This is a genomic window from Campylobacter sp. CFSAN093260 (assembly GCF_012890095.1).
GTDB lineage: Bacteria > Campylobacterota > Campylobacteria > Campylobacterales > Campylobacteraceae > Campylobacter_D > Campylobacter_D jejuni.
Window position 1 is genome coordinate 1,024,307 of record NZ_CP040618.1, and the last position, 23,924, is coordinate 1,048,230.

The following is a 23,924-nucleotide window of genomic DNA, read 5'->3' on the forward strand; positions in this document are numbered from 1 at the left end:
TTTAAGCCTTTCTTAAATGCATTAAAATTGCCTCTAAAATATCATCATCATCTTTGCTTTTTGCCTTGATGAGTTCTTTTTCATCATTTAAAGCAGTAAATTGAATATTTTGCTCATAGTTACTAATGCTTTTAAATTTATTTAAAGCTAAAATTTTAATAGTAATCAAAGATAAAAATTGCTTAGTATAAATGTCAAGTTTTCCAAAGCGATCTTCAATTTCACCTTCGATCTCATAAACCTCATGAACTTGCTCACACTTGCTAAGTCTTCTATAAAGTTCTAATCTTAAGCGATCTTCGCTGATAAGTTCGCTGTTTAAAAAGGCATTAACATTGAGTTTTAAATCAAGTTTATTTTCTTTTTGATCCACTTCATTTTTACTTAAAGCATTAAGTTCATCTTCTAACATTTTAAGATATAAACTATATCCAATTTGCTCAATATGTCCACTTTGATCTACGCCTAATAAATTTCCACCGCCACGAATTTCAAGATCATGATAAGCCAAAATAGAACCTGCGCCTAAAAAAGAATTACTTTCTAAGGAAACTAGACGCTTTAAAGCATCTTTTGTGATAGCATTTTTATCTTCAATTAAAAAATAACAATAACCTTGCTTATCACTTCTTCCTACACGCCCACGCAATTGATGCAAATCAGCCATGCCAAAACGATCGCTTTTTTCTACTATGATAGTATTTGCATTTGGTAAATCAATCCCACTTTCTACGATAGAGGTACTTAAAAGCAAATCATATTCTTTGTTTTCAAATTTCAACATTTCTTCTTCTTGCATCTTGGCATCGATTTTAGAATGTAAAATCAAAATACGCAAAGTAGAAAAAAGTTCTAATAAATGCTTTTTACATTGCTCTATACTTGCAATATGATTATGAATATAAAAAATTTGCCCACCACGTCTTAACTCTCTTGCTATAGCTTCTTTTAAAAGTGCGTCATCATTTTCTTTGACAAAAGTTCTTACATCCATTCTATCTTCTGGTGGAGTTTGCAAAACACTATAAGATTTTATAGAACTTAAAGCTTGATTTAAGCTTCTTGGTATAGGGGTTGCTGACATGGATAAAATATGTGAATTTTGAGTGATTTCTTTAAGCTTTTCTTTTTGCTTCACTCCAAATTTATGCTCTTCATCAATAATAACAAGGGCTAAATTTTCACATTCTACACTTAAAAGTGCATGAGTTCCTACAACTACACAAGCTTTATTTTCTTTTAAATTTTGTAAAACTTGTTTTTTTTCTGCACTACTTGTAAAGCGATCCAGTTTAAAAACCTTTATATCAAAAGGATCAAAACGCTTTTTTAAGGTTTTATAATGCTGATGAGAAAGCAAAGTCGTAGGCGCAAATAAAAATGCGCAAAATCCACTTTTAACTACTGGATAAATAGCATTCATAGCGACTTCTGTTTTTCCAAAACCCACATCACCGCTTAAAAGCCTATCCATGACTTTTCCACTTTGAAAATCTTGCAAAATTTCATGACAGGCTTTATCTTGATCGCTTGTATAAATAAAACCCGCACTAGCTATAAAATCAGTCTGTCTATTTAAATCCACTGTAATTTTTTTTGCTTGCACCAAAGATCTTTTAGCCGCCATAATAACAATTTCAGAAGCTATGGCTAAAAGTTTAGTCTTTAATTTTTCTTTAAGTTTAATAAAGCTTGTTTTACCTAGTTTATCTAAGCTTGGAATAGATCCACTCACGCCCAAATATTTATCAATCAAATAAAGATTTTCCACTGGTAATAAAAGCTTATCAGAATTTTGATACTCTATAGCAACAAACTCTTTTTTTGCTCCGCTTATCACTATCATCTCAAGACCTAAAAATTTACCTATCCCATAATCTTCGTGTACTATATAATCCCCATTTTTAAGCTCATCTATAATCAAACTAGCTTTTTTTCTTGTTTTTTGTTTTTCTTTTTGATTTAAAGAAATAATTAGCTCTTCAGGACTAATAAGATTAAGCCTTAAATCACTTTTTACAAAATGGATATTTTGAGTATCTTCAAGCTCTAAAGCTTTAAATAAAGCTTCGTTTTTAGCTAAAAGTGTGATTTTTTTATTTTTATGAAATTCAAAAAAATCTTTATTGTAAGAACTTTGCAATTCTTTAAATTTTTTAGCTTGAGGTAAAATTTTTGCATTCACAAAACTTATATCTTTTTCATATTCATTAATATCAAACTTTTCACAAGCTAAAAAATCAAGTTCTAAATAATCAAAAAAATCATCAATACACCAAAACCCTAAAGAATTGATATCATGTATTAAAGTATCGCTTTGAAAATCTTCTAATTTGTCCTTAAAAATTTCATAATTTTCTTTGTCAAAATATTTTAAAAAAGGACAAATTTCAAAATGTTCTAGTTCGTTAGGAATAGACTTTTGACTTTGCAAATCAAAATATCTTATACTTTCAATCTCTTCGCCAAAAAGCAAAATTCTAATAGGATTTTCTTCATTGATACAAAAAATATCAATAATATCCGCACGAATTGAAATTTCACCTTTATCCTGAACTATATCTACAAATTCGTATCCCAATCTTGAAATTTCATCTTCAAAACATTTCAAATCAAAATTTTGTTTTTTATCGATATGATAATTTTGCAAATGTTTTTTTGAAGGAAGTTTTTTTAAAACAGTATTTAAAGGAGAAATAAGGATTTTTTTTTCTTCTTCTTTATGATAAGCATTTAAAATCTTACAAAGATCAAAAAGTTCTTTAGAAAAAGCCCTTAAATCATCTCCAAACTGCGCTCTAAAATCAGGTAAAACAAAGGTTTTTAAACCCTTAAATCGTGAAACTTGAGCGAGTAAATCTGCTTGTTTTTCATCTTTACAAAGAAAAAGTTCACAAATTTTTGGATTTTGTAAGTATTCATAAAATGAAGCTTGCATTATTCTTCGTTGTTATTTTCAATAAGTTTGATAGTATCTTCTTTAATTTTACTAGTTCCATTAAAGCGACCGCCATTTTCTATAGAAATTTTTTGCGTTGAAATATCACCATTAACAACTCCGCCCGCTAAAATTTCTAAACTATTAGCCTCAAGTTGCCCTTCAAAACACCCATTTACTACAATTTTATCTGCTTGTAATTCACCTTTTAAATTTCCATTTTTTCCGATAACCACAATGCTTTCAGAATGAATAATACCACTTAACTCTCCATCAACATGGAGCATAGAAGCAAAATAAAATTTACCCTCAATTCTCGCACCTGAAGAAATTACTGTTGTTTCTGAGCTAGAGCTGGATGTTGGGCTGATACCGCCTTTATTAAAGATTGCCATGGAACTCTCCTTTCTTGATTAAAAAAATCATTCATATTTTTTCTTTGCAAATTTAAAAAATACAAAGGTTCTAAAGTTTTATTAATAAACCTTACCTCATAGTGCAAATGCGGCCCCGTAGAAAGACCTGTATTACCACTATAACCTATCAACTGCCCTTTATTAACAAATTGACCTGCTTTGACCACTTCTTTGCGCATCATATGAGCAAATACTGTTTTAAAACCAAAATTATGCAATAAAATTACATTATAGCCATAGCCATTATCACTATAACCTGAAAATTCCACTACTCCACTTGCTGGTGCATAAATAGGGGTACCAATTTCTGCTCTTAAATCAATACCAGGATGAAATTCCCTTCTTTTTAAAAGCGGATGCTCTCTCCAGCCAAAATTTCCTGTAATGCCTTTATTTTCAATAGGCCATCCATTAGGAATTTGTCCCAAAATTCCAAGTTGCTGCTCATTGGTAAGCTGAAGATTATCAAGTCTTGCACTAATTGTAAGATTATTTTCTACTTCTAAGCCCAAAGCCTCTTCAAAAGAAGCTATTTTATCTTCTATAGCTGCATACTGCTGAGTTTTTTCTTCTATGCTTTTTTGCATTTGCGAATTAGATAATTCCAATTCTTTGCTTTTTTTCAAAAGCTCCTCACGCTTTTCACTGATATCGCTAAGTTTGCTATCGAGATATTTGATATAAAAACCACTAAAAACTAAAAATAAAACAATAAAAGCAATAGTATAAAAAACTATTTTTTTGATTATTTGATTTAAATAAAAATGTCTTGAACCGTTAATATCTGTAATGGTAATAGTGAATTTATTTTTTACCACACCACTCCTTTAAAAAATTTTCTACCAGCATAAAAGAACCAAAAACTAGATTTTTTTTATTCTCTTCTAATTTTACAAATTCTTTGCATTGTATACCTAGCTTTGATGCAATACTATAAATTTCATCATCGGCCAGCTTTCGTTCTGCACTTTTATATTTATATATTTGTATTGTATCAATAATAGGCTTTAATGTATTTAAAATTTGAAAAATATCCTTATCCAAATAAGCATTATAAATAAGATTTATTTTTTCTCCTTGAAATTTATCAAGCATAGCCTTAGCAGCCATGGGATTATGACCCACATCAACAAAAAAATTTGGAGAAATTTCTTGGCATCTTCCTTGTAAATTTAACTCTTGTAACTTTTTTAAAGCTTCTAAGGTTTTTTCTTGCGAAGTTAAAATTTCACAAGCCTTTAATGCAAGCTTTAAATTATGCTTTAAAAAACAAGGTAAAACAAACTTTTCACAATAAATCTCAAATTTTTCTTTCAAAAAAGGATTTAAAGAAGAAACTTGCAAATTAGCTTTTTTTAAAAAAGCAATTTTTTTTGCTAAATTTAAAACATTTTGCTCTTGCTCATCACTTATAAGTGCTATAGGCGCCATAACTTTAAGCTTGGTTCTTGCAATATCTTCTAAAGAATTGCCCAAAATTTGAATATGGTCAAATCCAATTCTTGTAAAAATATTCATTCTTCTTTCAAAAACAGAAGTAGCATCATATTCTCCACCCACTCCTGCTTCTAAAACAATAAAATCACATTTTTGAAATAAAATCATAGCTAAAAAAGTAGCATATTCAAAATAACTTAATTTTTGCAAGTCTTGTTTAAAAATTTCTTCAAGTCTTATATGAGCTTGTTCTAATTCTTCATCATTTGCAATCTTACCATCAAGATAAAATCTTTCATTAAAACTGAAAATGTGCGGACTAGTATAATGCCCTATTTTATAATTTAAATTTTCTAAAAGTTGGGTTAAATATCTACCCGTGCTACCTTTACCATTTGTGCCTATAAGTTGGATTATGGGAATATTTTTAAAATATTTCTTATATTTTTCATACATTCTAAACATCAAAAAACGATCAATTTTATCGTAATTTATACTTTTTTGAGCTAAAAAATTCTCAACTTTCATTATATTGTTCATTAACCGCTGCAATTTGCTTTATTAACTCATCTAAAATATTAATACTTGGCTTACTTTGCTTATCAAGATAAGCCACGTGAATTTTAGGAGTTATAATATCTTGCTTATAAATAAATCTAAAATTTTCTATAGTTTTAAGATTTGTATTTACAAGCTGTGTAATTTCATCTTTGCTTTTTCCTGGCGAAACAATCAAATAACTCTTTTCATCTATCATCCACAATTCATCAAATTCGCTACAAGAATCTTTTAAAATTTTTTTAAATCGAACAAAAATTTCATTCAAACTTCCCATACCGTATTTTTCCATAATGAAACGGTAATTTACTATAGAAAATAAAGCTAAAGAATAATTAACTTTATACTTATTAAAATTTTCATCCATTTTATCAAGCTCTTTAAGAACACTCCAAGCCTCTCTCTCTTCTAAGCTTTGCGTGAATTCAATTTGATTATTTAAAGATGTAATTTTTTCTCCAAGTTGTTTAAATTTTAGTTTTAAATCCTCAAAACTAAGTTTTACTTCCCCATTTTCATCTGGTTTTAAAGTATTGATAAAATCCATATTTTTTTCATTCGATTTATTAAGTAAGACAAGCAATTCATAGATTTTTTTTAGATTATCATTAAAAAAATTTAAATTTTTTTGGACATACATATTATCAACCATTATACGATGATTTATAAATTCCATTAGTTCATTTTTAAAATTTTCTTCGCCTATTACAAAAGGCTTTTGTGTTAAATTTTGTATAAAACCTTGAATTTTTAAATCTTCTACCAATGAAGGATTTAAACCCAAGCATAATAATTCACTAAAGTGCTCATAACTACGCTCTTCAAGTTTAACTAAGAGTTTTTTAATCACGCTATCATAATCATCATATTTACTAATACCATATTTGCGAGCTTGTTCTTCTAAGTCATTTTCATCGTAATTTCTTTCAAGCTCTTTCCATTTTTTAGTAAGCAAGTAAATACTTTCACTATCCATAGTTTTAGAAATTCTAATCGAAGTCACCTTAGCCAAATCTCTTATCTTTTTATCCTTACTTATTTGCAAAGTTTTAGATATGGTATATAAAAAATCAAAAAATTCACTAAATTGTTTTCCGCTTTGTCTATTTAAAACAGAAATTAAAAAACTAATTAGTTCTTCTAAACTTCTTATAGTTTTAGAATTTAATTCTTGTTGATAAATCGGTAAAAGCAAGGTTTTATATTTATCAAGTTTAGCCTTATTTGAACTTGTAATACCATATTTTAAAGATAATTCTTCAAAAATTTCCGTATAATTTTCAGGAGTTGGTTTTAGTTTTCTTTCTTTTAATGCAATTAAAGTTTGCTTTGCTATTTCATTAGTATTTGGAATCACGTTTTTGCCCTTTAATAGCAATTACGGAAATAAACTCATCAAATGCCTCGCTTGAAGCTGCTCGAATAGCCTCATACCTTGCAAAATCACTAATAATACTATTTGGAGAAATTTCAAAATTATAACTTCCACTTGTACTAAAAGCCTGACTTGAGCCATCTTTAAAAACAACATTAAAATCTAAATTTAACTTAGCTTTATAACTAATAACATAGCCATTTTTATCATAGGCCAAAGGAATAAATTCTAAATTATTCATTTTAACATTAATTACATCATCAGCTTCATGTTTTAAAGCAAGCTTACGCCCTAGTTTTGAAATCACCATTTCTTTTAAAGTATCAGCAACATAGATACTATTTTTTGGGTCTTGTTGACTTAATTCAACATTAACATAAACTTTCTCATCAAAAATATTATTAGCGATTTTTGATGTAGGAACATATCCACAAGCACCTAAAAATAAACCTATACAAAAAATCAAAATCTTTTTCATTTGATTACTAGATTAACTAGCTTTCCTTCCACATAAATTTCTTTAACTATACTTTTACCTTCGAGCCATTTAGCGGTATTTTCTTTTGCAAAAGCTAAAATTTCTTCTTTACTCGCACTACTTGAAATTTCAAATTCAGCCCTTTTCTTACCATTGATACTTACAGCTAAATTTAAAGTATCTTTTACAAAAACCTCTTCTTTAAGTTCTAATTTTTTGAAATTTTTACATTTAAAAAGCTCCTCGCTAAGCTCAAAACAAACATGAGGAATAATAGGCTCTAAGATATTTAAAATAATATAAAAAGCCTCTTGTTCCAAAGCTTCATTTTTACAAAGTGCTAAAGCATTTAAAGCTTCCATGCAAGCTGCAATTAAAGTATTGAAAGCAAAACTTTGATGATAAACTTCAAAAGATTTTTTCAAAGCTTCATATACCTTTAATCTTGCATATTTTTCTTCTTTGTTTAAATTTTCTTGTTTTAATTCTACAAGCTCACCTTTTTTAACATTTTGCGCCCTATCATAGAGTTTGCAAATAAATCTATAAGCCCCTTCAACCGCATCATCATTCCATTCAAGCTCTTTAGCCGGAGGCGCAGCAAAAAGTATAAAAAGTCTTGCGGTATCAGCACCGTATTTTTCTATAATCTCATCAGGATCTACAACATTGCCTTTTGATTTTGACATTTTAGCACCATCTTTTAACACCATACCCTGAGTTAAAAGTCTATCAAAAGGTTCATTTTGTGTTAAATAACCCAAATCTCTTAAAGCTTTTTGGAAAAATCTCGCATAAAGTAAATGCAAGATTGCATGTTCAATACCACCTATATATTGATCCACACTCATCCAATACTTTACACTTTTTTCATCTAAAGCTTTTTCCTGCCAAGTTTTCTCATCACTTGCAAAACGTGCAAAATACCAAGAACTTTCAAAAAAAGTATCTAAAGTATCACTTTCTTTTTGAGCCTCTTTGCCACATTTGGGACAAATACAATTTTTCCAAGTTGGATGTTTATCAAGTGGATTACCCTCACCTGTAATTTGCACATCTTCAGGTAGGGTAATAGGTAAATTTTCTAGTTTTTGAGGCACTATACCACAAATTTGACATTTAATCATAGGAATAGGCGCACCCCAATATCTTTGGCGTGAAACACCCCAATCACGAATTTTAAAATTTACAACCCTTTTTCCTATATTTTTAGCTTCAAACTGAGAAATAATTTTTAATCTTGCCTCATTACAATCAAGATTATCAAATTCTTGACTATGGATTAACTTTCCTGATTTTTGCGTATAAGGTAAATTTTCTTGAGTTTGAATAACTTGTTTGATGGCAAGATTATATTTTGTTGCAAATTCAAAATCTCTTTCATCATGAGCTGGAACAGCCATAACCGCTCCGCTACCATAATCAGCCAAGACAAAATTAGCCACCCATAAAGGAATTTTTTCTCCGCTTAAAGGATGAATGGCATAAATTCCTAAAAAATAACCTTCTTTTTCAGAACTTTGTCTTTCTCTTGGGCTTTGATTTTGAATAGCTTTGATTTTATTTAATACATCTTGATTTAATAAATTTTGCGAAAGTAAATTTTGAACAATCTTATGTTCTGGAGCTAAAGCGATATACGAAACTCCATAAATTGTATCTGCTCTTGTAGTAAAAACTTCTAAAGAACTTTCTTTGGTTTTTTGCTTGCTTTCTTCGTCTAAATTTAAAGAAAATTCCAAACCTTCGCTTTTACCAATCCAATTTTCTTGCATAGTTAAAACTTGATTAGGCCATTTATCTTTTAATTCTTCTAAATCTTTTAAAAGTTCCTCAGCATAAGCAGTGATTTTTACATAATAACCTGGCATTTTTTTCTGCACCACTTCATGACCACAACGCCAACATTTTCCGTCTTCAACTTGCTCATTAGCCAAAACCGTTTGATCTTGTTCACACCAATTTACATTTGCTTCTTTAGTGTAAATCAAACCTTTTTCAAACATCTTAATAAAAAATTCTTGCTCAAATTTTGTATAAAGTGGATCTGAAGTAGCAAGCATTCTTTTTTTAGAAAAAGAAAAACCTAAAGAAAAAAGTTCTTTTTTCATATAAGCTATATTTTCATAAGTCCATGACTTAGGATGAATTTTATGCTTAATAGCTGCATTTTCAGCAGGCATACCAAAACTATCAAAACCTATAGGATGTAAAACATTAAATCCTATCTTGCGATAATATCTTGCTAAAGCATCGCCTATAGTATAATTTCTTACATGCCCCATGTGAATGCGTCCGCTAGGATAAGGAAACATCGATAAAATATATTTTTTAGGCAAATTTAAATCATCTTTTGGCTCAAAATATTCATTTTCATCCCAAATTTTTTGCCATTTTTTTTCTATTAAACTTGCTTCATAAGCCATAAATTCTCCTTACACTGTTCCTTTTTCATACATTGCACGATTGCGTTCTTTATCTTGTTTTCTTTTTGCTTTTTCAATTTCTTTATTTCTAAACTCAAGCACACTAAATTTAAACCATAATAATGTCGGACTTGCAACAAAAATAGAGCTTAAAGTTCCCGCTATAATACCTACAATTAAAGCCAAAGAAAATCCTTGTATCATTTCCCCGCCAAAGAAATAAAGTATCACAACGGTTGCTAAAGTCAACCCTGAAGTTAAAACCGTTCTTGATAAAGTTGCTGAAACACTTTCATTGATAATAGGTGCAAGTTCGGTTTTTTTACTTGTTTTAATGCCTTCTCTGATTCTATCAAAAATAATAATTGTATCATTCAAAGAGTACCCAAGCACAGTTAAAACAGCAGCCAAAGTATCTAAATTGACATCAATTTTAAATAAAGAAATTGCCCCTAAAGTAATCACAACATCATGAATTTCACTGATTATAGCCGCAAGAGCAAAACGCCACTCAAAACGCAACGCTATATAAATTAAAATTGCTATCAAAGATACAGCTATAGCCATAAGTCCTTTATTTCTAAGTTCATCACCTACTTTTGGACCTACCACATCAGCACGACGCACTTCAAATTTTCCCGTATCCTTTAAAAGAGTGCTTATATGCTCACCTATATCATTGCTTACATTATCATTACTTCCTAAAAAGCGTATGATTACTTCTTCATTGCTTCCAAATTCAGTTACAGATAAATTTTGAAAAGTTCCTTGATTTTCTAAAATTTCTCGAATTTGTGTTATAGGAGCTGCATTTTCATATTTAAGCTGAACTAAAGTTCCTCCGCTAAAATCAATGCCATATTGCAAACCCCTATCCCAAAGCAAATAAATAGAACCAAAAAACAAAATAAAAGAAAGAGAAATAGCAGCAAAACGCATTCTCATAAAATCATAAATTTTCTTTTCGCTAAAAAACTGCATTATCTTCTCCTGTAACCAAACCAAAATCTTGTATTATTACTTTTTTCTATGCGTTGCATAAAATAATCAAACATTCCGTGAGTTCCTAAAATAGCTGTAATCATAGAAACAACAATACCAATTCCCAAAGTCACAGCAAAACCTTTAACTGCTCCTGTTCCATAGGCATAAAGCGCTACCGAAGTAACTAAAGAAGTGATATTTGAATCTATAATCGCACTCATAGCATTTTTATAACCTTGTTCTATACTAGCTCTTATATTTACTCCATCTCGCAAGAGTTCTCGTATGCGCTCATTGATAATCACATTTGCATCTACTGCCATACCCACAGTTAAAACAAGTCCTGCCATCCCTGGTAAAGTTAAAGTTGCTCCAAACATAGCCATAACAGCCACTACTACCAAAACATTAACTAACATTGCAATATTTGCAAAAATTCCTGCCACACCGTAATACATCATCATAAATATTACAATAAAAGCCGATGCACCAATTAAGGCTATCATACTCATTTTAATACTATCAGCACCTAAAGATGGTCCTATGCTTCTTTGTTCAAGTAATTTTACAGGCGCAAGCAAAGCTCCACTTCTTAAAGCTACCGCCACATCGCGTGCTTCTTCTTGAGTAAAAGCTCCACTGATTTGCCCACTACCTCCGCCTATGCGTTCATTGATAGATGGAGCAGAATATACTTTATTATCAAGTACAATAGCAAGACGCTTTCCAACATTTGCTCCTGTATAATCAGCAAATTTTTTAGAACCCTCGGCATTTAAAGTAAAATTAATCACAGGATAATTACTCTTATCGCTAAGTCCTACTCTAGCATCAGTAAGCATAGATCCATCTAAAATAGGTATACTTTTTAAGGTATATTTTAAATTTGGATTTCTAGAATCAGGCACTAAAATCAGTCCATAACTCGCAGCCTCAGCATCGCTCATTGTAGAAGCTTGACCCATTTTAGAATCATCAACTTCCATAAGTTGCAAATGTGCTGCTTTTGTGATGCGTTCTTTTGCTCTTAGTTCATCTTCTTTGGTTTTAATCCCTGCAAGTTCAACCAAAATCTTATCATCACCTTGTTTAGCAACTGTTGGCTCTGCTAAACCAAATTGATCAAGCCTATTTCTTATGGTTTCAACTGCTTGCAAAAGTGCAAAATTTTCTATATTTTTTACTTCTTCTGAGGTAAAAGAAATTTTATAGTGCATATTTTCACTTTGTATATTAATTCCTTTTATTTCTTTAAGCAAATTTTCAACTTTTGCAATATCTGCATTATCAAGCAAAGTAAATTCTAAAATATCATCATGGGTATTTAAGCCATCATTTAAAATATTTTCTTTATTAAAAGAATAACTCAATGAAGATGCAATTGATTTTATTTTAGATTTTACAGCTTCTTCATTATCTACACCTAAGAGCATATAAAGCCCACCTTGCAAATCAAGCCCTAAATTAATCTTCGCACCACGTTCTGACTGCAAAAAAGAAGGGAGTGAAAAAGCCACTCCAAAAATAAATACCGCTATAAAAATAATCAAGCGATAATTGATTTTAGAATTACGCATCAATTTTCTTTGCTATAAATTCTCTTGAAATTTTTGCAGTAACATTGTCTTCATTAAGCTTAACTTTGATAAAATCCTCCTCTGGTTTTACGACTTCACAAATAAGTCCGCCATTGGTGATGATTTTATCTCCTTTTTGCAAAGACTCAAGCATTTGTTTATGTGCTTTTGCTTGTTTTTGTTGTGGTCTAATTACCAAGAAATAAAAAATTGCAAATAACACTACAAGAGGTAACAATGAAGTTAAAATTGAATTTTCTGCCATATTTTTCCTTTATTCCAAAAAAATTAAACACTAATTCTATCATTTTTAAAATAATAAAAGTCTTTTTTATTGCAATTTTACTTTCAAATTCTATTTATCTATCATTTTTTGAAAATATTTTTACACAAACCATTAGTCCATTTTTAGCTATTTGGGGGTTAGTTTTACTTCTAAAAAGTAAAACTTCTAAACAATATTTTTGGATAGGTTTTTTTGTAGGGATTCTTTGGTTTTGGTGGATTGGTTTATCTTCAATTTATTTTAATCTAAACTATTTAGTACCAATTATACCAATTATCATTGGTTTTATTTATGGACTACTTTTTAGATTATGTTATTTATTAAAATTTGATTTTTTAAGGCTTTGTGGAATTTTTTGCATAAGTTTTATCCATCCTTTAGGATTTGATTGGCTTAATTGGGGAATTTTTACAGTTTATGGTTTTTTTGACCCAAGTTATCGTGGTATTATTTGCATATTTTTAATAGCATATTTCATCTATGAGGGTTATATATCAAGATATTATAAAATAGCGATTGTTCTTATTTTATTCTTTAGTGGATTTCAATATAATGAAAAACAAGCTCAAACTCTTAATTTAAACTACAAACTCATCAATACTAATATCTCTCAAAATCAAAAATTTTTACAAGAAAATTTAAAATCAAATTCTGATATCTTAATTCAAGATATACTTCAAGCTATAAATGAAAAAAAAGAACTTGTAATCTTGCCTGAAACCGCTTTTGCTTTTGATTTAAAAAATACCAAATATGAGCTCATGCTTAAAGAATTATCTTATAAAATCACCATTATTACAGGAGCATTTCATGTTGAAAAAGAGCATACTTACAATAGCACTTATATCTTTAAAAAAGGCAATGTCTATATTTTAAATAAGCATTTTTTAGTTCCCTTTGGTGAAGAAATTCCATTTTTTAAAGACTTAACAAAAAAATATTTTCTCAAAAATATTGAAGAATTTTCCAAAGGTCCTGTACAAAGCAAATATAAATTAGATAATCAAATTATCACAAATGCAATTTGTTATGAAGCTACCAAAGAACAAAACTATCAAAATTCACAAATTATTATAGCCCTAAGCAACAATGCTTGGTTTAATAATAGTAGCGAATACAAACTCCAGCAACTCTTAATGAAATTTTATGCAAGTAAATATGGGGTTAGTGTTTATCATGCTACAAATGGCAAAGAGAATATAGTTATACTCCCTAAAAAGCTTTTAAGCAAAGATTGGAAAAATTTATCCAAAGAAATATTTAATGATAAAAAATAATATTAAAATTTTAATTTTAAAGTAATTTAAGTTATTTTATATTATAATTCTGTCAAACAATATTTTGACTTAGAGGGGTTTTTACCCCAAAGCTAAATTAATTTAGCTTCCTTCCTAACTTTTATATTTATGAGGGATATTGAAAAATATCCCTCTAAGTCAAAAATTAATATAACTTTATTAATTCTTTATAATTATACAAGCCTTGTTTAAGCTTGTATAATATTGTTAATTTTTTAAAGTAGCTTTTTAAACTGTTCTAGAGCATCAAGTTTTTCCCAAGGATAGTCCTTTTGTCCTACTTGCCCACGAGCTGCTACATCCGCATAAAGAAAAGTTTCTTTACTTGGTTTATCCAGATGAAATTTATCACGGATCCAATTTGGCGTTAAAGAGAAATTTTGCATTACAAAATCACTTAAAACATCGTCATTTACACTGGTATTTGTGCCCATACAATCCACGCTTACCGAAGTAGGTTTTGCAACACCTATAGCATAACTAAGTTGAACTATACATTTTTTAGCAAGCCCTGCTGCAACTATGTTTTTAGCTAACCATCTACCTGCATAAAGTCCACTTCTATCAACTTTAGTATAATCTTTGCTCGATTGCGCACCACCACCTATTGGAGAATAACCTCCAAAACTATCTACTATAAGTTTTCTTCCTGTTAAACCACTATCATGTAAAGAAGAATGATTAACATATTTACCAGTTGGATTGATTAAAATTCTAGTCTTATTAGGATCAAAAAGTTCTTTTGGTAAATTACTATCTAAGATAAGTTTCATCACTAAAGATCTTAAATCTTCTATTTTCATACTTTCAACACAAGGTGCAGAAACTACTATAGTATGAATACTTTGCGGTTTGCAATTTTCAAAATTCGCCTTAGTGCCATAATCTATAGTCACTTGAGTTTTAATATCCACTCCAAGTTCATGTGGATTTGCTTTTGCATAAGCATAAACTCTATCACATAGCATTCTTGCATAACTAATAGCTGCTGGCATATATTCCTCAGCTTCACAACTTGCAAAACCAAACATAATGCCTTGATCACCTGCTCCTGTTTCGCCATCTTCTTGATCGACACCTTGGTTGATATCAGGGCTTTGTTCATTTAAAAACACCATAACATCAACCTCATCAGGATGTAAACACTGCTCTTTGCTAAAATGGCCTGCTCCGTCATAACCAATGTTTTTTAAAACATCTTTAACTAAATTATCGTAATCAGCTTTACTAAGTTTGTGATTTGACTTAACTTCGCCTCCTATCACAACCTTATTTCCTGCGACAAAAACCTCACTCGCCACCCTTGAATTTTTGTCATTTTTCAAGAGTATATCCACTATCGTATCAGCGATTATATCAGCGCACTTGTCTGGATGACCTGCACTTACGACTTCTGAAGTGAATAGATACATAAAAAGTCCTTTCATTTAAAATGAACCACAATTGTATCCAAATAAACTTATCAAAGCTTGATAAATTAAAAATTCTCTAAAATTAAGCAAAAGTTAGTTAAAATCAACTTTTGATATAAAAAATATTTAAAAGGTTTTTATGTTTTCTAAAATCATTCAAAGCTACGCTAAAGGCAACCTCATAGTTCAAATTTGCATAGGTATAGCACTAGGAATACTTATAGGCATTAGCTCTAAAGAAATATCTGAAATTGCAAATTTACTTGGAATACTTTTTACAAGTGCCTTAAAAGCTATCGCTCCTATGCTTGTTTTTATTTTAATTTTAACCTCAATTTGCACTAAAGATTTTTCTCAAAGTGGTGCTAAGATCAAAAATATTATCATTTTATATATAGTAGGCACCTTTTTTGCTTCAGCTTGTGCAGTTCTTGCTAATTTTTTCTTCCCTGTAAAGCTTGTTTTAGATGGAGTTCAAACTGCTACAAACTCATCTCCAACCCACATGAGTGATATTTTCAAAGATCTTTTATTTAAAATTGTCGATAATCCCATAAATGCTCTTTCAAGCGGAAATTATTTAGGAATTTTAACTTGGGCAATAGCTGGAGGTATAGCATTAAAACACTGTTCTAACGAAGCAAAACAAGTTTTTATAGATATCAATGAAGGGGTTTTAAAAATCGTTAAATTTGTAGTAAAACTTGCCCCTTTTGGAATTTTTGGACTTGTGGCTAATTCTGTAGCACAAACAGGAGCACAAGGTTTGCTAAGTTATGTAAAACTTTTAATTTTACTTGTAGCTACTATGCTTTTTGTTACTTTTGTTATCAATGCCTTAATAGTCTTTTTTTATACAAGAAAAAATCCTTTTCCTTTAATTTTTATCTGCTTAAGGCACAGTGCATTTTTTGCTTTTTTTACAAGAAGTTCAGCGGCAAATATTCCTGTAAATATGGCACTTTGCGCTAAACTTGGCATAGATAAAGAATTTTATGGCATTTCTATACCTTTAGGAGCTACTATCAACATGGCAGGAGCAGCAGTTACTATAGCTATTTTAAGTCTTACTGCAGCCAATACCATTGGTATAGAAATCAGTCTTTTACAAGCCTTTTTATTAAGCATTATTGCCACCTTTGCAGCTTGTGGGGCTAGCGGAGTTGCGGGCGGATCTTTACTGCTTATACCTTTGGCTTGTTCTTTATTTAATATAGACTATGATATTGCTATGAAGGTAGTTGCCATAGGTTTTATTATAGGGGTTATTCAAGATAGTGTTGAAACTGCTTTAAATAGTTCTACAGATGTTCTTTTTACAGCAATTTGTTCTAAAAATGAATTAAATTACAATATCAAATAAGGTAAAAACATGCGTCATCTCATCACTACAAAGGATTTTAATAAAGTCGAAATTATGGAGCTTTTTAAAGAAGCAAGTGATTTCTTAGATGAAAAACCTAGGACTTTTCTTAAAGGAAAAAGCATCACGACAATTTTTTTTGAAAACTCTACACGCACCCTTTCATCTTTTGAAAGCGCTGCAAGAAGATTAGGTGCTAGGGTTTTACGCCTTGATGTTTCAAGATCAAGCTCTAGCAAAGGAGAAACTCTTTATGATACTGCTGCTAATTTAGATGCCATGAGTCCTAATGCTATTGTTGTAAGACACGCAAACTCAGGAGTTCCTTTGATATTAGCAAAGCATATGCATTGTCCAGTTGTTAATGGAGGAGATGGAAAACACGCCCATCCTACCCAAGCTTTACTCGATTTGTTTACGATTTATAATCATTTTCAAGGTAATGTTGAAGGTAAGAAAATTTGCATCGTAGGTGATATTAAAAACTCTCGTGTAGCAGCGTCCAATATAGAGCTTTTAAGTAGATTTAATCTTGATATTACCCTAGTAGCTCCACCACATTTTATGCCTAATACCCATCTTAAAAAACATTATAAGCTTGATGAGAATATCATAGCAAATTCAGATATTATCATGAGTCTTAGAACACAAACAGAAAGACATAATAAAACCGTTTATGCTTCACTTAAAGACTATGCAAATGATTTTTGCATTCAAAAAAGCTTAGTAAAGGATAAAAAGCTTATTTTACTACATCCAGGCCCTGTAAATCGCAATATTGACATAAGCGATGAAATGATGAGCAATGAAAGGACTTTAGTTTTAAAACAAGTTAAAAATGGAGTGGCTATTAGAATGGCTGTTCTTAAAAAACTCATACTAGAAAATGAAGGATAAAAAATGTTAGAATGGGATTTAAGTGCTTTATTTCACGATAAAGAAGCATTGCAAAATTTTACACAAGACCAAATCCAACAAAGTTTAAATTTTAAAAAAAACTATGAAAATAAACTTTATACATTAAATGCTAATGAGTTTTTACAAGCTTTAAAAGATTATGAAAATTTAAATCAAGCCCTTGGTAAAATCATGACTTATGCTTATTTGCTTTTTGCTAAAAACACTCAAAATGGTTCTTTTTATGCACAATACGAAGAAGAATGCAAAAAAATAGAAGAAAATTTACTCTTTTTCGAGCTTGAATTTTGCGAGTTAGCTCCTGAGAAAAGTCGAGAATTTACAACTTTTTGCAAAGATTATGATTTTTATCTTTCTAATTTATTGCAAAACAAACGCTATAATCTTAGCAAAAACGAAGAACGCATTATGCTCTATCTTTCCAATACAGGTGCAAATGCTTTTAGTAGACTTTTTGATGAAAGTATGAGCGCTTTAAAAATCCCTTTTGAAGGTAAAAAACTTAGCGAAGAAGAAGTTCTAAGCAAAATGTATGATGAAGATAGAAAAATACGCAAAAAAGCTGCTAAAAAATTCAGTAAAGTTTTGCAAAAAAATAGCAGACTTTTAAGTTTTATTATCAATATGATAAAAACAGAAAGAAAAAACATAAGCTTATTAAGAGGTTATGAAAATGCTGAAATTTCAAGACATATCAGCAATCAAATTTCACAAAAAAGCGTTGATTCTTTGATAGCAAGTGCGCAAAAACATTTTAACTTAGTATCGCAATTTTACAAAAGAAAAAAACAAATTTTAGGCTATAATGAGCTTAAAGACTATGACAGATATGCACCCATAGGAAAAGAAGCAAGTTTTGATTTTAAAACAAGTAAAAATATTGTTTTAGAGGCATTTCAAGCTTTTTCTCCTCAATTTTATGATATAGCAAAAAATGCTTTTGATCAAGGTTGGATTGATGTTTATCCGCAAGAAAATAAACAAGGGGGTGCTTTTTCGCATTCTGCAACTTCTGATGCACATCCTTTTGTTTTATTAAACTACACCAATAAAAGACGCGATCTTTTTACACTTGCACATGAATTAGGACACACTATCCATCAAAAACTTTCTTATAATGTAAGCTATTTAAATCAAAATACACCTTTAACCACCGCAGAAACAGCTTCAGTTTTTGCTGAAATGCTCGTATTTGATTTTATTAAAGATAAGTTAAAAAAAGAAGAACTCTTATCTTTATATGCAAATAAAATCGAAGATATTTTTGCAACTTTTTATAGACAGATTAATTTTACTTGTTTTGAAAGACGCTTACATGCTCAAGAAAATGAACTTAGCACTGAAGAAATCAATAAAATTTGGATGGAAGAATCTCAAAAGATGTTTCAAGACAGCGTAAAACTTACAAAAAATTATGCTTCTTGGTGGAGTTATATTCCTCATTTTATCCATTCTCCTTTTTACTGCTATGCTTATGCTTATGCACAACTTTTAGTTTTAGCTCTTTATGGACTTTACAAAAGTAAAAAATGTGAAAATTTTAAAGAACTTTATATCAAAATGCTTTCTTTAGGTGGAAGCGTGAGTCCAAAAGAACTAGTAGGAATGTTTGGATTTGATATAGAAGATGAAAATTTTTGGGAAATAGGCATAAAAGAAATTCAAAAACTCATCAATGAATTCATGGAGTTACAATCATGCTAGAAACAATCTTAAAAAATGAAAAATTTATCCATACCATGCAAAAGCATTGTTATGAAGTTATTTCACACCTTATAGAAGAAAATATAGAATTTTCCATAGTTGCAAATACAAATTTCATAGATTTTAACCCTGAACTTCCCAAAGAGCTTAATATTAAACAAAATCCTTATGCTCTTTTTGCTCTTGGAGGATACACCTTTGAATCCATACAACTAAATAAAGATTTCATTCAATTTCACGCAGGTTTTGGAAATGATGATTTTGATAGTTTTGTAAAGGTTGATTTAGGAGCTATCACGCAAATTCAAGTAGAAAATAGCATTTTATTCGTTAATTTTAGTCTTTATAAACGTGAAGATAGCAAAAATTTACAAAAATCTAAAAATATATTTTTAAATAATCCAAAAAATAAAGATATTTTCAAAAAATGAACCTATTTGAAGATTTAAATGATAGTCAAAAACAAGCGGTAAGCCACATTGATGGAGCCATGCTTATCCTAGCAGGCGCAGGTAGTGGAAAAACCAAAACTATCACCACTCGTCTTGCTTATCTTATCGGTGAAGTAGGCATCCCCTCACATAACACTCTTACTCTTACTTTTACAAATAAAGCAGCTAGTGTTATGCGTCATAGAGCATTAAATTTTCTACAAGGCAATCACAATCCTTTGCTTTGCACCTTTCATAAATTTGGACTTTTATTTTTAAAACTCCATTTTGAAAGATTGGAGCGTAAAAATAGTTTTATTGTTATCGATACAGATGATACAAAAAAAATAATTAAAGACTTAATCCATGATAAAAACAAAGATAATGTCTATGATATTATCCAATACATATCTTATTGCAAAAATGAAGGCAAAAGAGTAAGCAATGTCTTTGAAGATTTAAATTTACTAAAAGAACATAATTTTGAAAAATATCAAAATGAATACAAATTTGCCAACTATTACCGTGCTTATGAAGAATACTTATTAAAACAAAATTTTGTAGATTTTGATGATCTTTTATTGCTAAGCAATCTCATTTTAGAAAATGATATAAATTTTGCCAAAGAACAAAGCTTACTTTATAATTACATTACAGTTGATGAGTATCAAGATACTAATACCTTGCAATATAAAATTCTAAAAAATCTATGTTGTATGCATGAAAATATCACAGTTGTTGGTGATGATGATCAAAGTATTTATAGTTGGCGTGGAGCAAAAATTGAAAATATTTTAAATTTTCAAAATGATTTTAAAAATGTTAAACTTGTAAAACTTGAACAAAACTATCGTTCAGTAGGGACTATTTTACAAGCAGCAAATAATCTCATATCTCACAATGAGCAACGACTTGGAAAAACTTTAATCTGCACTAAAGATACTGGGGAAAATATTAAAATATTAAAAAACGAAAACGAAAAAGATGAAGGTTTATATATCGCTCAAGAAGTGAAAAAATTGCTAAATTCTGGAGTAGAAGCTAAAGAGATCGCCATTTTATTTCGAGTTAATGCACTATCAAGAGCAATAGAAGAAGCATTTATGAAGAAACAAATTTCTTATAAACTACTTAGTGGTATGCGTTTTTATGAGAGATTAGAAATAAAAGATTTAATCTCGTATCTTAGACTTATCTTAAATCCAAGCGATGATTTGTCGTTTAAACGTATTATTAATCGCCCCAAAAGATCCATAGGAGAAAAAGCCCTAAAAAATTTAGAAGAATATGCAAAAAAACGTCAAATTTCACTTTTTGATGCCCTATGCGAAAGCGATGGTGGTGTAGGAATTTTAACAACAAAAAAAGCACAAAATGAAGCAAATATTTTTATACAAAATATTCACACTCTAAAAAGCTACGATAATGCAAAAAAGGTTTTTGACAATATAGAAGAATTATTTAAAATCAAAGATTATTTTTCAGAGCAAGATGATGGAGATGAAAGAATCAGAAATCTTGATGAGTTTTATGCTAATCTAAGAGAAAAACTCAAAGAAGATCCCGAAGCTTCTTTAGAAGATCTACTTAGTGAAATTTCTTTATTAAGTGATCAAGATAATTTAGATGAAGAATGTGTTTGCTTGATGAGTATTCATGCTAGCAAAGGTTTGGAATTTGATTATGTTTTTATAATAGGCTTTGATGAAGGATTTTTTCCTTTAAATAGCGAAGAAAATCTCGAAGAAGAACGCCGTCTTGCTTATGTTGCCATCACTCGCGCCAAGAAATTTCTCACAATAAGTGTTGCAAATTCTCGTTTTTATCATGGTTCAAGAGCAAATATCAATCCTAGTCGCTTCTTAGAAGAAAGTAAATTAATCAATGAAAAATCAAAAAATCAAAATATACAAAAAACTAGTTTTTGCAAAGGAGATCTAGTTAAACATAAAATTTTTGGCATTGGCAGGGTTGTTGAAGTTAATAAAAGCGGAAAAGAGGAAAAGCTTAATATTAATTTTGGTGGTATAATGCGTGTAATCATGGCAAGCTTTGTGGAAAAAGCAGTATGAACAAGATCTTTGCAGCCTTTAAACCAAGGGGTTTGAGTTCTAATGCCTTTTTAAGTACTTTAAAGAAAAAATATAAAAATAAAAAAGCAGGATATTCTGGCACTCTTGATCCTTTCGCCAAAGGGGTTTTAATCGTTGCATTTGGACAATATACAAAACTTTTCCGTTTTTTAAAAAAAACTCCAAAAACCTATAAAGCTACTTTATGGCTTGGAGTTTACTCCTTAAGTCTTGATGATCAAAATATAAAAGAAATTAAAAATATAAAAGAATTTGATCTTGCAAATTTACAACAAATCATTGATCAAATGCAAGGAATTATCTCCTATACACCACCGCAATTTAGCGCCAAAAGAATCAATGGAACTCGCGCCTATGAACTTGCAAAAAAAGGTATAGAAGCAAATTTAAAACCTTGCCAAATGGAAGTATTTGATTGCAAGATCTTAAGCTATAATCATCCTTTTTTAAATATTGAAATCACAGTCAGTGAAGGTGCTTATATAAGATCTTATTGTGAACTTTTTGCTAGAAAACTAGGTATTAATGCGACTTTAAGCTCTTTAGAGCGCATTAAAGAAGGCAAATTTGTTTATAATAATGAGAAAAGCTTAAATGTGTTAAAATACATTAACCTAAAGCCAAATTTTATCAAGGATTTAAATAAACTCGAAAATGGTGCTAAAATTTTTGTCGAAGAATTAGAATTTCATGATGAAGGAGATTATTATATTGAAACAGAAAAATATTTTAGCATAATTAATATTAAAGAAAATACAGTAAAATATCTTCTAAATAAGGTTGAAAAATGTTAATATTATCAAGAAAAGAAAATGAAAGTATAATTATCGGAGAAGGTATAGAAATCAAAGTCGTTCAAACAGGGAAAGGATATGCCAAAATAGGCATAGAAGCTCCAAAATCCCTTATGATACTTAGAAAAGAACTTGTTCAACAAGTAAAGGATGAAAATTTGCATTCTGTTGTTCAGAATGATATTAAACTTGATGACTTAAGCAAAAAACTAATCAAATGAAAGCTTACGCTAAAGCAAATATTTTTTTAAAACTTACCGGTTTTGACTCAAGAAAATATCATCTTTTAGAATCACGATTTATACTTTTAAAAGATCTTTTTGATGAGCTTGAGCTTGTTGACAAAGAATCAGATTCTAAAAAAGAATTTGAAATCATTAGTAATTTTAAATGCGAAAATAATATTATTCAAAAGGCTTATTTGCTACTTTCTAGAAGATACAATAACGAATTAAAAGAATTATTTAGCAAAAAAAGCCTAAAACTCACAAAAAATATCCCAGTATGTGCTGGACTTGGCGGTGGAAGTAGCGATTGTGCGAGTTTTTTACTGCTAATGAATGAAACCCTAAATTTAAAATTAAACCTACAAGAGCTTATAAATTTAAGCATACAACTAGGAAGTGATATTGCCTTTTTTTTAAGTGGCTTTCACTCTGCTAATGTAAGTGGCTGTGGTGAAATTATAAAAGAATTTGAAGATGACATACCTAATTTAAAATGGACTTTTCCACAAATATCTTGCCAAACTAAAGCTGTTTATGATGAATTTGATAGAAAAATATTTGACTTTCAAAAAAACAATAATCAAGCGCAAATCTACAAAAAACTCAGCACAAAAGAGTTGTTGCAAAACTTTAAAAACAAAGAATTAAATGATTTATTTACTCCTTGTGCAACTTTATATCCTAAAATGAAGTCTTACTTGCAGGAAGATTTTTTTCTAAGCGGTAGCGGTAGTAGTGTTTTTAAGGTTGATCGATGAAAATTATTGCGAGAAATAAAAAAGCTTTATTTGATTATAGTATCATAGAACGCTTTGAAGCCGGAATTGTCCTTAAAGGAAGTGAAGTTGTAGCCTTAAGAGCAGGAAGAGCAAATCTTAAAGACTCTTTTGTTCGCATTATAAAAAATGAGATTTTTTTACTTAATTCTCATATTTCATTGCTTTACACTACACATTCTTTCTATAAACACGAAGAAAGAGGCGCTAGAAAGCTTTTAATGCATAGAAAGCAAATTGATAAATTATTAGGTAAAGTAAGTATAGAAGGATATACTATCGTTGCATTAGATCTTTATTTTAACACAAAAAATAAAGTAAAAGCTACCCTTGCTTTAGCTAAAGGGAAAAATTTGCACGACAAGCGTGAAACTTTAAAGAAAAAGCAAGCCGATTTAGAAGCTAGAGCTGCTATGAAAAATTACAAATAAAG

21 protein-coding genes are annotated in these 23,924 nt (G+C 29.8%); 10 read left to right on the forward strand and 11 right to left on the reverse strand.

Annotation, left to right across the window (positions count from 1 at the left end):
- Window position 1: 1 nt before the first annotated feature.
- From FBF22_RS05280 to yajC, 10 genes are read right to left on the reverse strand one after another with little or no spacing between them, the layout of a single operon-like run.
- Entirely contained in the window at window positions 2–2,938 is a 2,937-nt protein-coding gene (locus FBF22_RS05280) for a DEAD/DEAH box helicase (RefSeq protein WP_052777653.1), read from the reverse strand.
- On the reverse strand, window positions 2,938–3,333 hold the full coding sequence (locus tag FBF22_RS05285) for a polymer-forming cytoskeletal protein (RefSeq protein ID WP_002859143.1): 396 nt from the start codon (window positions 3,331–3,333) through the stop codon (window positions 2,938–2,940). Before FBF22_RS05285 ends, FBF22_RS05280 begins: the two co-directional genes overlap by 1 nt.
- Entirely contained in the window at window positions 3,270–4,172 is a 903-nt protein-coding gene (locus FBF22_RS05290) for a M23 family metallopeptidase (RefSeq protein WP_002853442.1), read from the reverse strand. The genes FBF22_RS05285 and FBF22_RS05290 overlap by 64 nt, the downstream gene beginning before the upstream one ends.
- Window positions 4,159–5,343 (reverse strand): folylpolyglutamate synthase/dihydrofolate synthase family protein, encoded by a 1,185-nt coding sequence (locus FBF22_RS05295; protein WP_074468975.1) that lies wholly within the window; start codon window positions 5,341–5,343, stop codon window positions 4,159–4,161. The genes FBF22_RS05290 and FBF22_RS05295 overlap by 14 nt, the downstream gene beginning before the upstream one ends.
- Window positions 5,309–6,706: a hypothetical protein gene (locus FBF22_RS05300; protein WP_002856019.1), complete on the reverse strand. Its 1,398-nt coding sequence runs from the start codon at window positions 6,704–6,706 to the stop codon at window positions 5,309–5,311. Before FBF22_RS05300 ends, FBF22_RS05295 begins: the two co-directional genes overlap by 35 nt.
- Window positions 6,690–7,202 carry an LPS assembly lipoprotein LptE gene (gene lptE, locus FBF22_RS05305; RefSeq protein ID WP_002884934.1) on the reverse strand — a complete coding sequence of 171 codons (513 nt, stop codon included), beginning with the start codon at window positions 7,200–7,202 and terminating at the stop codon, window positions 6,690–6,692. Before lptE ends, FBF22_RS05300 begins: the two co-directional genes overlap by 17 nt.
- On the reverse strand, window positions 7,199–9,628 hold the full coding sequence (leuS, locus tag FBF22_RS05310) for a leucine--tRNA ligase (protein ID WP_002884936.1): 2,430 nt from the start codon (window positions 9,626–9,628) through the stop codon (window positions 7,199–7,201). Before leuS ends, lptE begins: the two co-directional genes overlap by 4 nt.
- Before the next feature lie 9 nt (window positions 9,629–9,637).
- Window positions 9,638–10,609 carry a protein translocase subunit SecF gene (gene secF, locus FBF22_RS05315; protein ID WP_002882593.1) on the reverse strand — a complete coding sequence of 324 codons (972 nt, stop codon included), beginning with the start codon at window positions 10,607–10,609 and terminating at the stop codon, window positions 9,638–9,640.
- A complete protein-coding gene (secD, locus tag FBF22_RS05320; protein ID WP_002882590.1) occupies window positions 10,609–12,189 on the reverse strand; it encodes a protein translocase subunit SecD in 1,581 nt (526 codons plus the stop codon). Before secD ends, secF begins: the two co-directional genes overlap by 1 nt.
- Window positions 12,182–12,454, reverse strand: a complete 273-nt coding sequence (gene yajC, locus FBF22_RS05325) for a preprotein translocase subunit YajC (protein WP_002786346.1) — start codon at window positions 12,452–12,454, stop codon at window positions 12,182–12,184. The genes secD and yajC overlap by 8 nt, the downstream gene beginning before the upstream one ends.
- Between yajC and FBF22_RS05330 the strand changes: the two genes are divergently transcribed.
- Window positions 12,427–13,752, forward strand: a complete 1,326-nt coding sequence (locus FBF22_RS05330; protein WP_002884947.1) for an apolipoprotein N-acyltransferase — start codon at window positions 12,427–12,429, stop codon at window positions 13,750–13,752. The genes yajC and FBF22_RS05330 overlap by 28 nt on opposite strands.
- 236 nt (window positions 13,753–13,988) lie before the next feature.
- On the opposite strand, the gene metK is transcribed toward FBF22_RS05330, so the two are convergent.
- Window positions 13,989–15,185 carry a methionine adenosyltransferase gene (metK, locus tag FBF22_RS05335; RefSeq protein ID WP_002852836.1) on the reverse strand — a complete coding sequence of 399 codons (1,197 nt, stop codon included), beginning with the start codon at window positions 15,183–15,185 and terminating at the stop codon, window positions 13,989–13,991.
- Window positions 15,186–15,324: 139 nt separating this feature from the next.
- Between metK and sstT the strand changes: the two genes are divergently transcribed.
- Genes sstT through smpB form a run of 9 tightly spaced genes read left to right on the forward strand, consistent with a single transcriptional unit; the run spans window position 15,325 to window position 23,922 of the window.
- A complete protein-coding gene (sstT, locus tag FBF22_RS05340; protein WP_002884950.1) occupies window positions 15,325–16,548 on the forward strand; it encodes a serine/threonine transporter SstT in 1,224 nt (407 codons plus the stop codon).
- A gap of 9 nt (window positions 16,549–16,557) precedes the next feature.
- A complete protein-coding gene (locus tag FBF22_RS05345; RefSeq protein ID WP_165433264.1) occupies window positions 16,558–17,445 on the forward strand; it encodes an aspartate carbamoyltransferase catalytic subunit in 888 nt (295 codons plus the stop codon).
- A 3-nt stretch (window positions 17,446–17,448) separates the two neighbouring features.
- On the forward strand, window positions 17,449–19,170 hold the full coding sequence (locus FBF22_RS05350) for a M3 family oligoendopeptidase (protein ID WP_002884952.1): 1,722 nt from the start codon (window positions 17,449–17,451) through the stop codon (window positions 19,168–19,170).
- A complete protein-coding gene (locus FBF22_RS05355) occupies window positions 19,164–19,601 on the forward strand; it encodes a hypothetical protein (protein ID WP_002884955.1) in 438 nt (145 codons plus the stop codon). Before FBF22_RS05350 ends, FBF22_RS05355 begins: the two co-directional genes overlap by 7 nt.
- The gene (locus FBF22_RS05360; protein WP_002878810.1) at window positions 19,598–21,673 is read left to right on the forward strand and encodes a 3'-5' exonuclease; all 2,076 of its coding nucleotides are present in this window, start codon (window positions 19,598–19,600) and stop codon (window positions 21,671–21,673) included. The genes FBF22_RS05355 and FBF22_RS05360 overlap by 4 nt, the downstream gene beginning before the upstream one ends.
- Window positions 21,670–22,488 (forward strand): tRNA pseudouridine(55) synthase TruB, encoded by an 819-nt coding sequence (gene truB / locus FBF22_RS05365; RefSeq protein ID WP_002884967.1) that lies wholly within the window; start codon window positions 21,670–21,672, stop codon window positions 22,486–22,488. Before FBF22_RS05360 ends, truB begins: the two co-directional genes overlap by 4 nt.
- Window positions 22,482–22,709 carry a carbon storage regulator CsrA gene (gene csrA, locus FBF22_RS05370; RefSeq protein ID WP_002852854.1) on the forward strand — a complete coding sequence of 76 codons (228 nt, stop codon included), beginning with the start codon at window positions 22,482–22,484 and terminating at the stop codon, window positions 22,707–22,709. Before truB ends, csrA begins: the two co-directional genes overlap by 7 nt.
- Complete coding sequence (locus tag FBF22_RS05375) at window positions 22,706–23,473, forward strand: 4-(cytidine 5'-diphospho)-2-C-methyl-D-erythritol kinase (RefSeq protein WP_002884970.1); 768 nt, start codon at window positions 22,706–22,708, stop codon at window positions 23,471–23,473. Before csrA ends, FBF22_RS05375 begins: the two co-directional genes overlap by 4 nt.
- Window positions 23,470–23,922, forward strand: coding sequence for an SsrA-binding protein SmpB (smpB, locus tag FBF22_RS05380; protein ID WP_002884971.1), 453 nt, complete (start codon window positions 23,470–23,472; stop codon window positions 23,920–23,922). The genes FBF22_RS05375 and smpB overlap by 4 nt, the downstream gene beginning before the upstream one ends.
- The last annotated feature ends 2 nt before the right edge of the window (window positions 23,923–23,924 follow it).

Bases quoted from the DNA above. Each gene is read 5' to 3' on its own strand.
- FBF22_RS05280 (WP_052777653.1), bottom strand. From the start codon at position 2,938: ATGCAAGCTTCATTTTATGAATACTTACAAAATCCAAAAATTTGTGAA.
- FBF22_RS05285 (WP_002859143.1), bottom strand. From the start codon at position 3,333: ATGGCAATCTTTAATAAAGGCGGTATCAGCCCAACATCCAGCTCTAGC.
- lptE (WP_002884934.1), bottom strand. From the start codon at position 7,202: ATGAAAAAGATTTTGATTTTTTGTATAGGTTTATTTTTAGGTGCTTGT.
- leuS (WP_002884936.1), bottom strand. From the start codon at position 9,628: ATGGCTTATGAAGCAAGTTTAATAGAAAAAAAATGGCAAAAAATTTGG.
- secF (WP_002882593.1), bottom strand. From the start codon at position 10,609: ATGCAGTTTTTTAGCGAAAAGAAAATTTATGATTTTATGAGAATGCGT.
- secD (WP_002882590.1), bottom strand. From the start codon at position 12,189: ATGCGTAATTCTAAAATCAATTATCGCTTGATTATTTTTATAGCGGTA.
- FBF22_RS05330 (WP_002884947.1), top strand. From the start codon at position 12,427: ATGAAGTTAAAATTGAATTTTCTGCCATATTTTTCCTTTATTCCAAAA.
- yajC (WP_002786346.1), bottom strand. From the start codon at position 12,454: ATGGCAGAAAATTCAATTTTAACTTCATTGTTACCTCTTGTAGTGTTA.
- metK (WP_002852836.1), bottom strand. From the start codon at position 15,185: ATGTATCTATTCACTTCAGAAGTCGTAAGTGCAGGTCATCCAGACAAG.
- sstT (WP_002884950.1), top strand. From the start codon at position 15,325: ATGTTTTCTAAAATCATTCAAAGCTACGCTAAAGGCAACCTCATAGTT.
- FBF22_RS05345 (WP_165433264.1), top strand. From the start codon at position 16,558: ATGCGTCATCTCATCACTACAAAGGATTTTAATAAAGTCGAAATTATG.
- FBF22_RS05350 (WP_002884952.1), top strand. From the start codon at position 17,449: ATGTTAGAATGGGATTTAAGTGCTTTATTTCACGATAAAGAAGCATTG.
- FBF22_RS05355 (WP_002884955.1), top strand. From the start codon at position 19,164: ATGCTAGAAACAATCTTAAAAAATGAAAAATTTATCCATACCATGCAA.
- FBF22_RS05360 (WP_002878810.1), top strand. From the start codon at position 19,598: ATGAACCTATTTGAAGATTTAAATGATAGTCAAAAACAAGCGGTAAGC.
- truB (WP_002884967.1), top strand. From the start codon at position 21,670: ATGAACAAGATCTTTGCAGCCTTTAAACCAAGGGGTTTGAGTTCTAAT.
- csrA (WP_002852854.1), top strand. From the start codon at position 22,482: ATGTTAATATTATCAAGAAAAGAAAATGAAAGTATAATTATCGGAGAA.
- FBF22_RS05375 (WP_002884970.1), top strand. From the start codon at position 22,706: ATGAAAGCTTACGCTAAAGCAAATATTTTTTTAAAACTTACCGGTTTT.
- smpB (WP_002884971.1), top strand. From the start codon at position 23,470: ATGAAAATTATTGCGAGAAATAAAAAAGCTTTATTTGATTATAGTATC.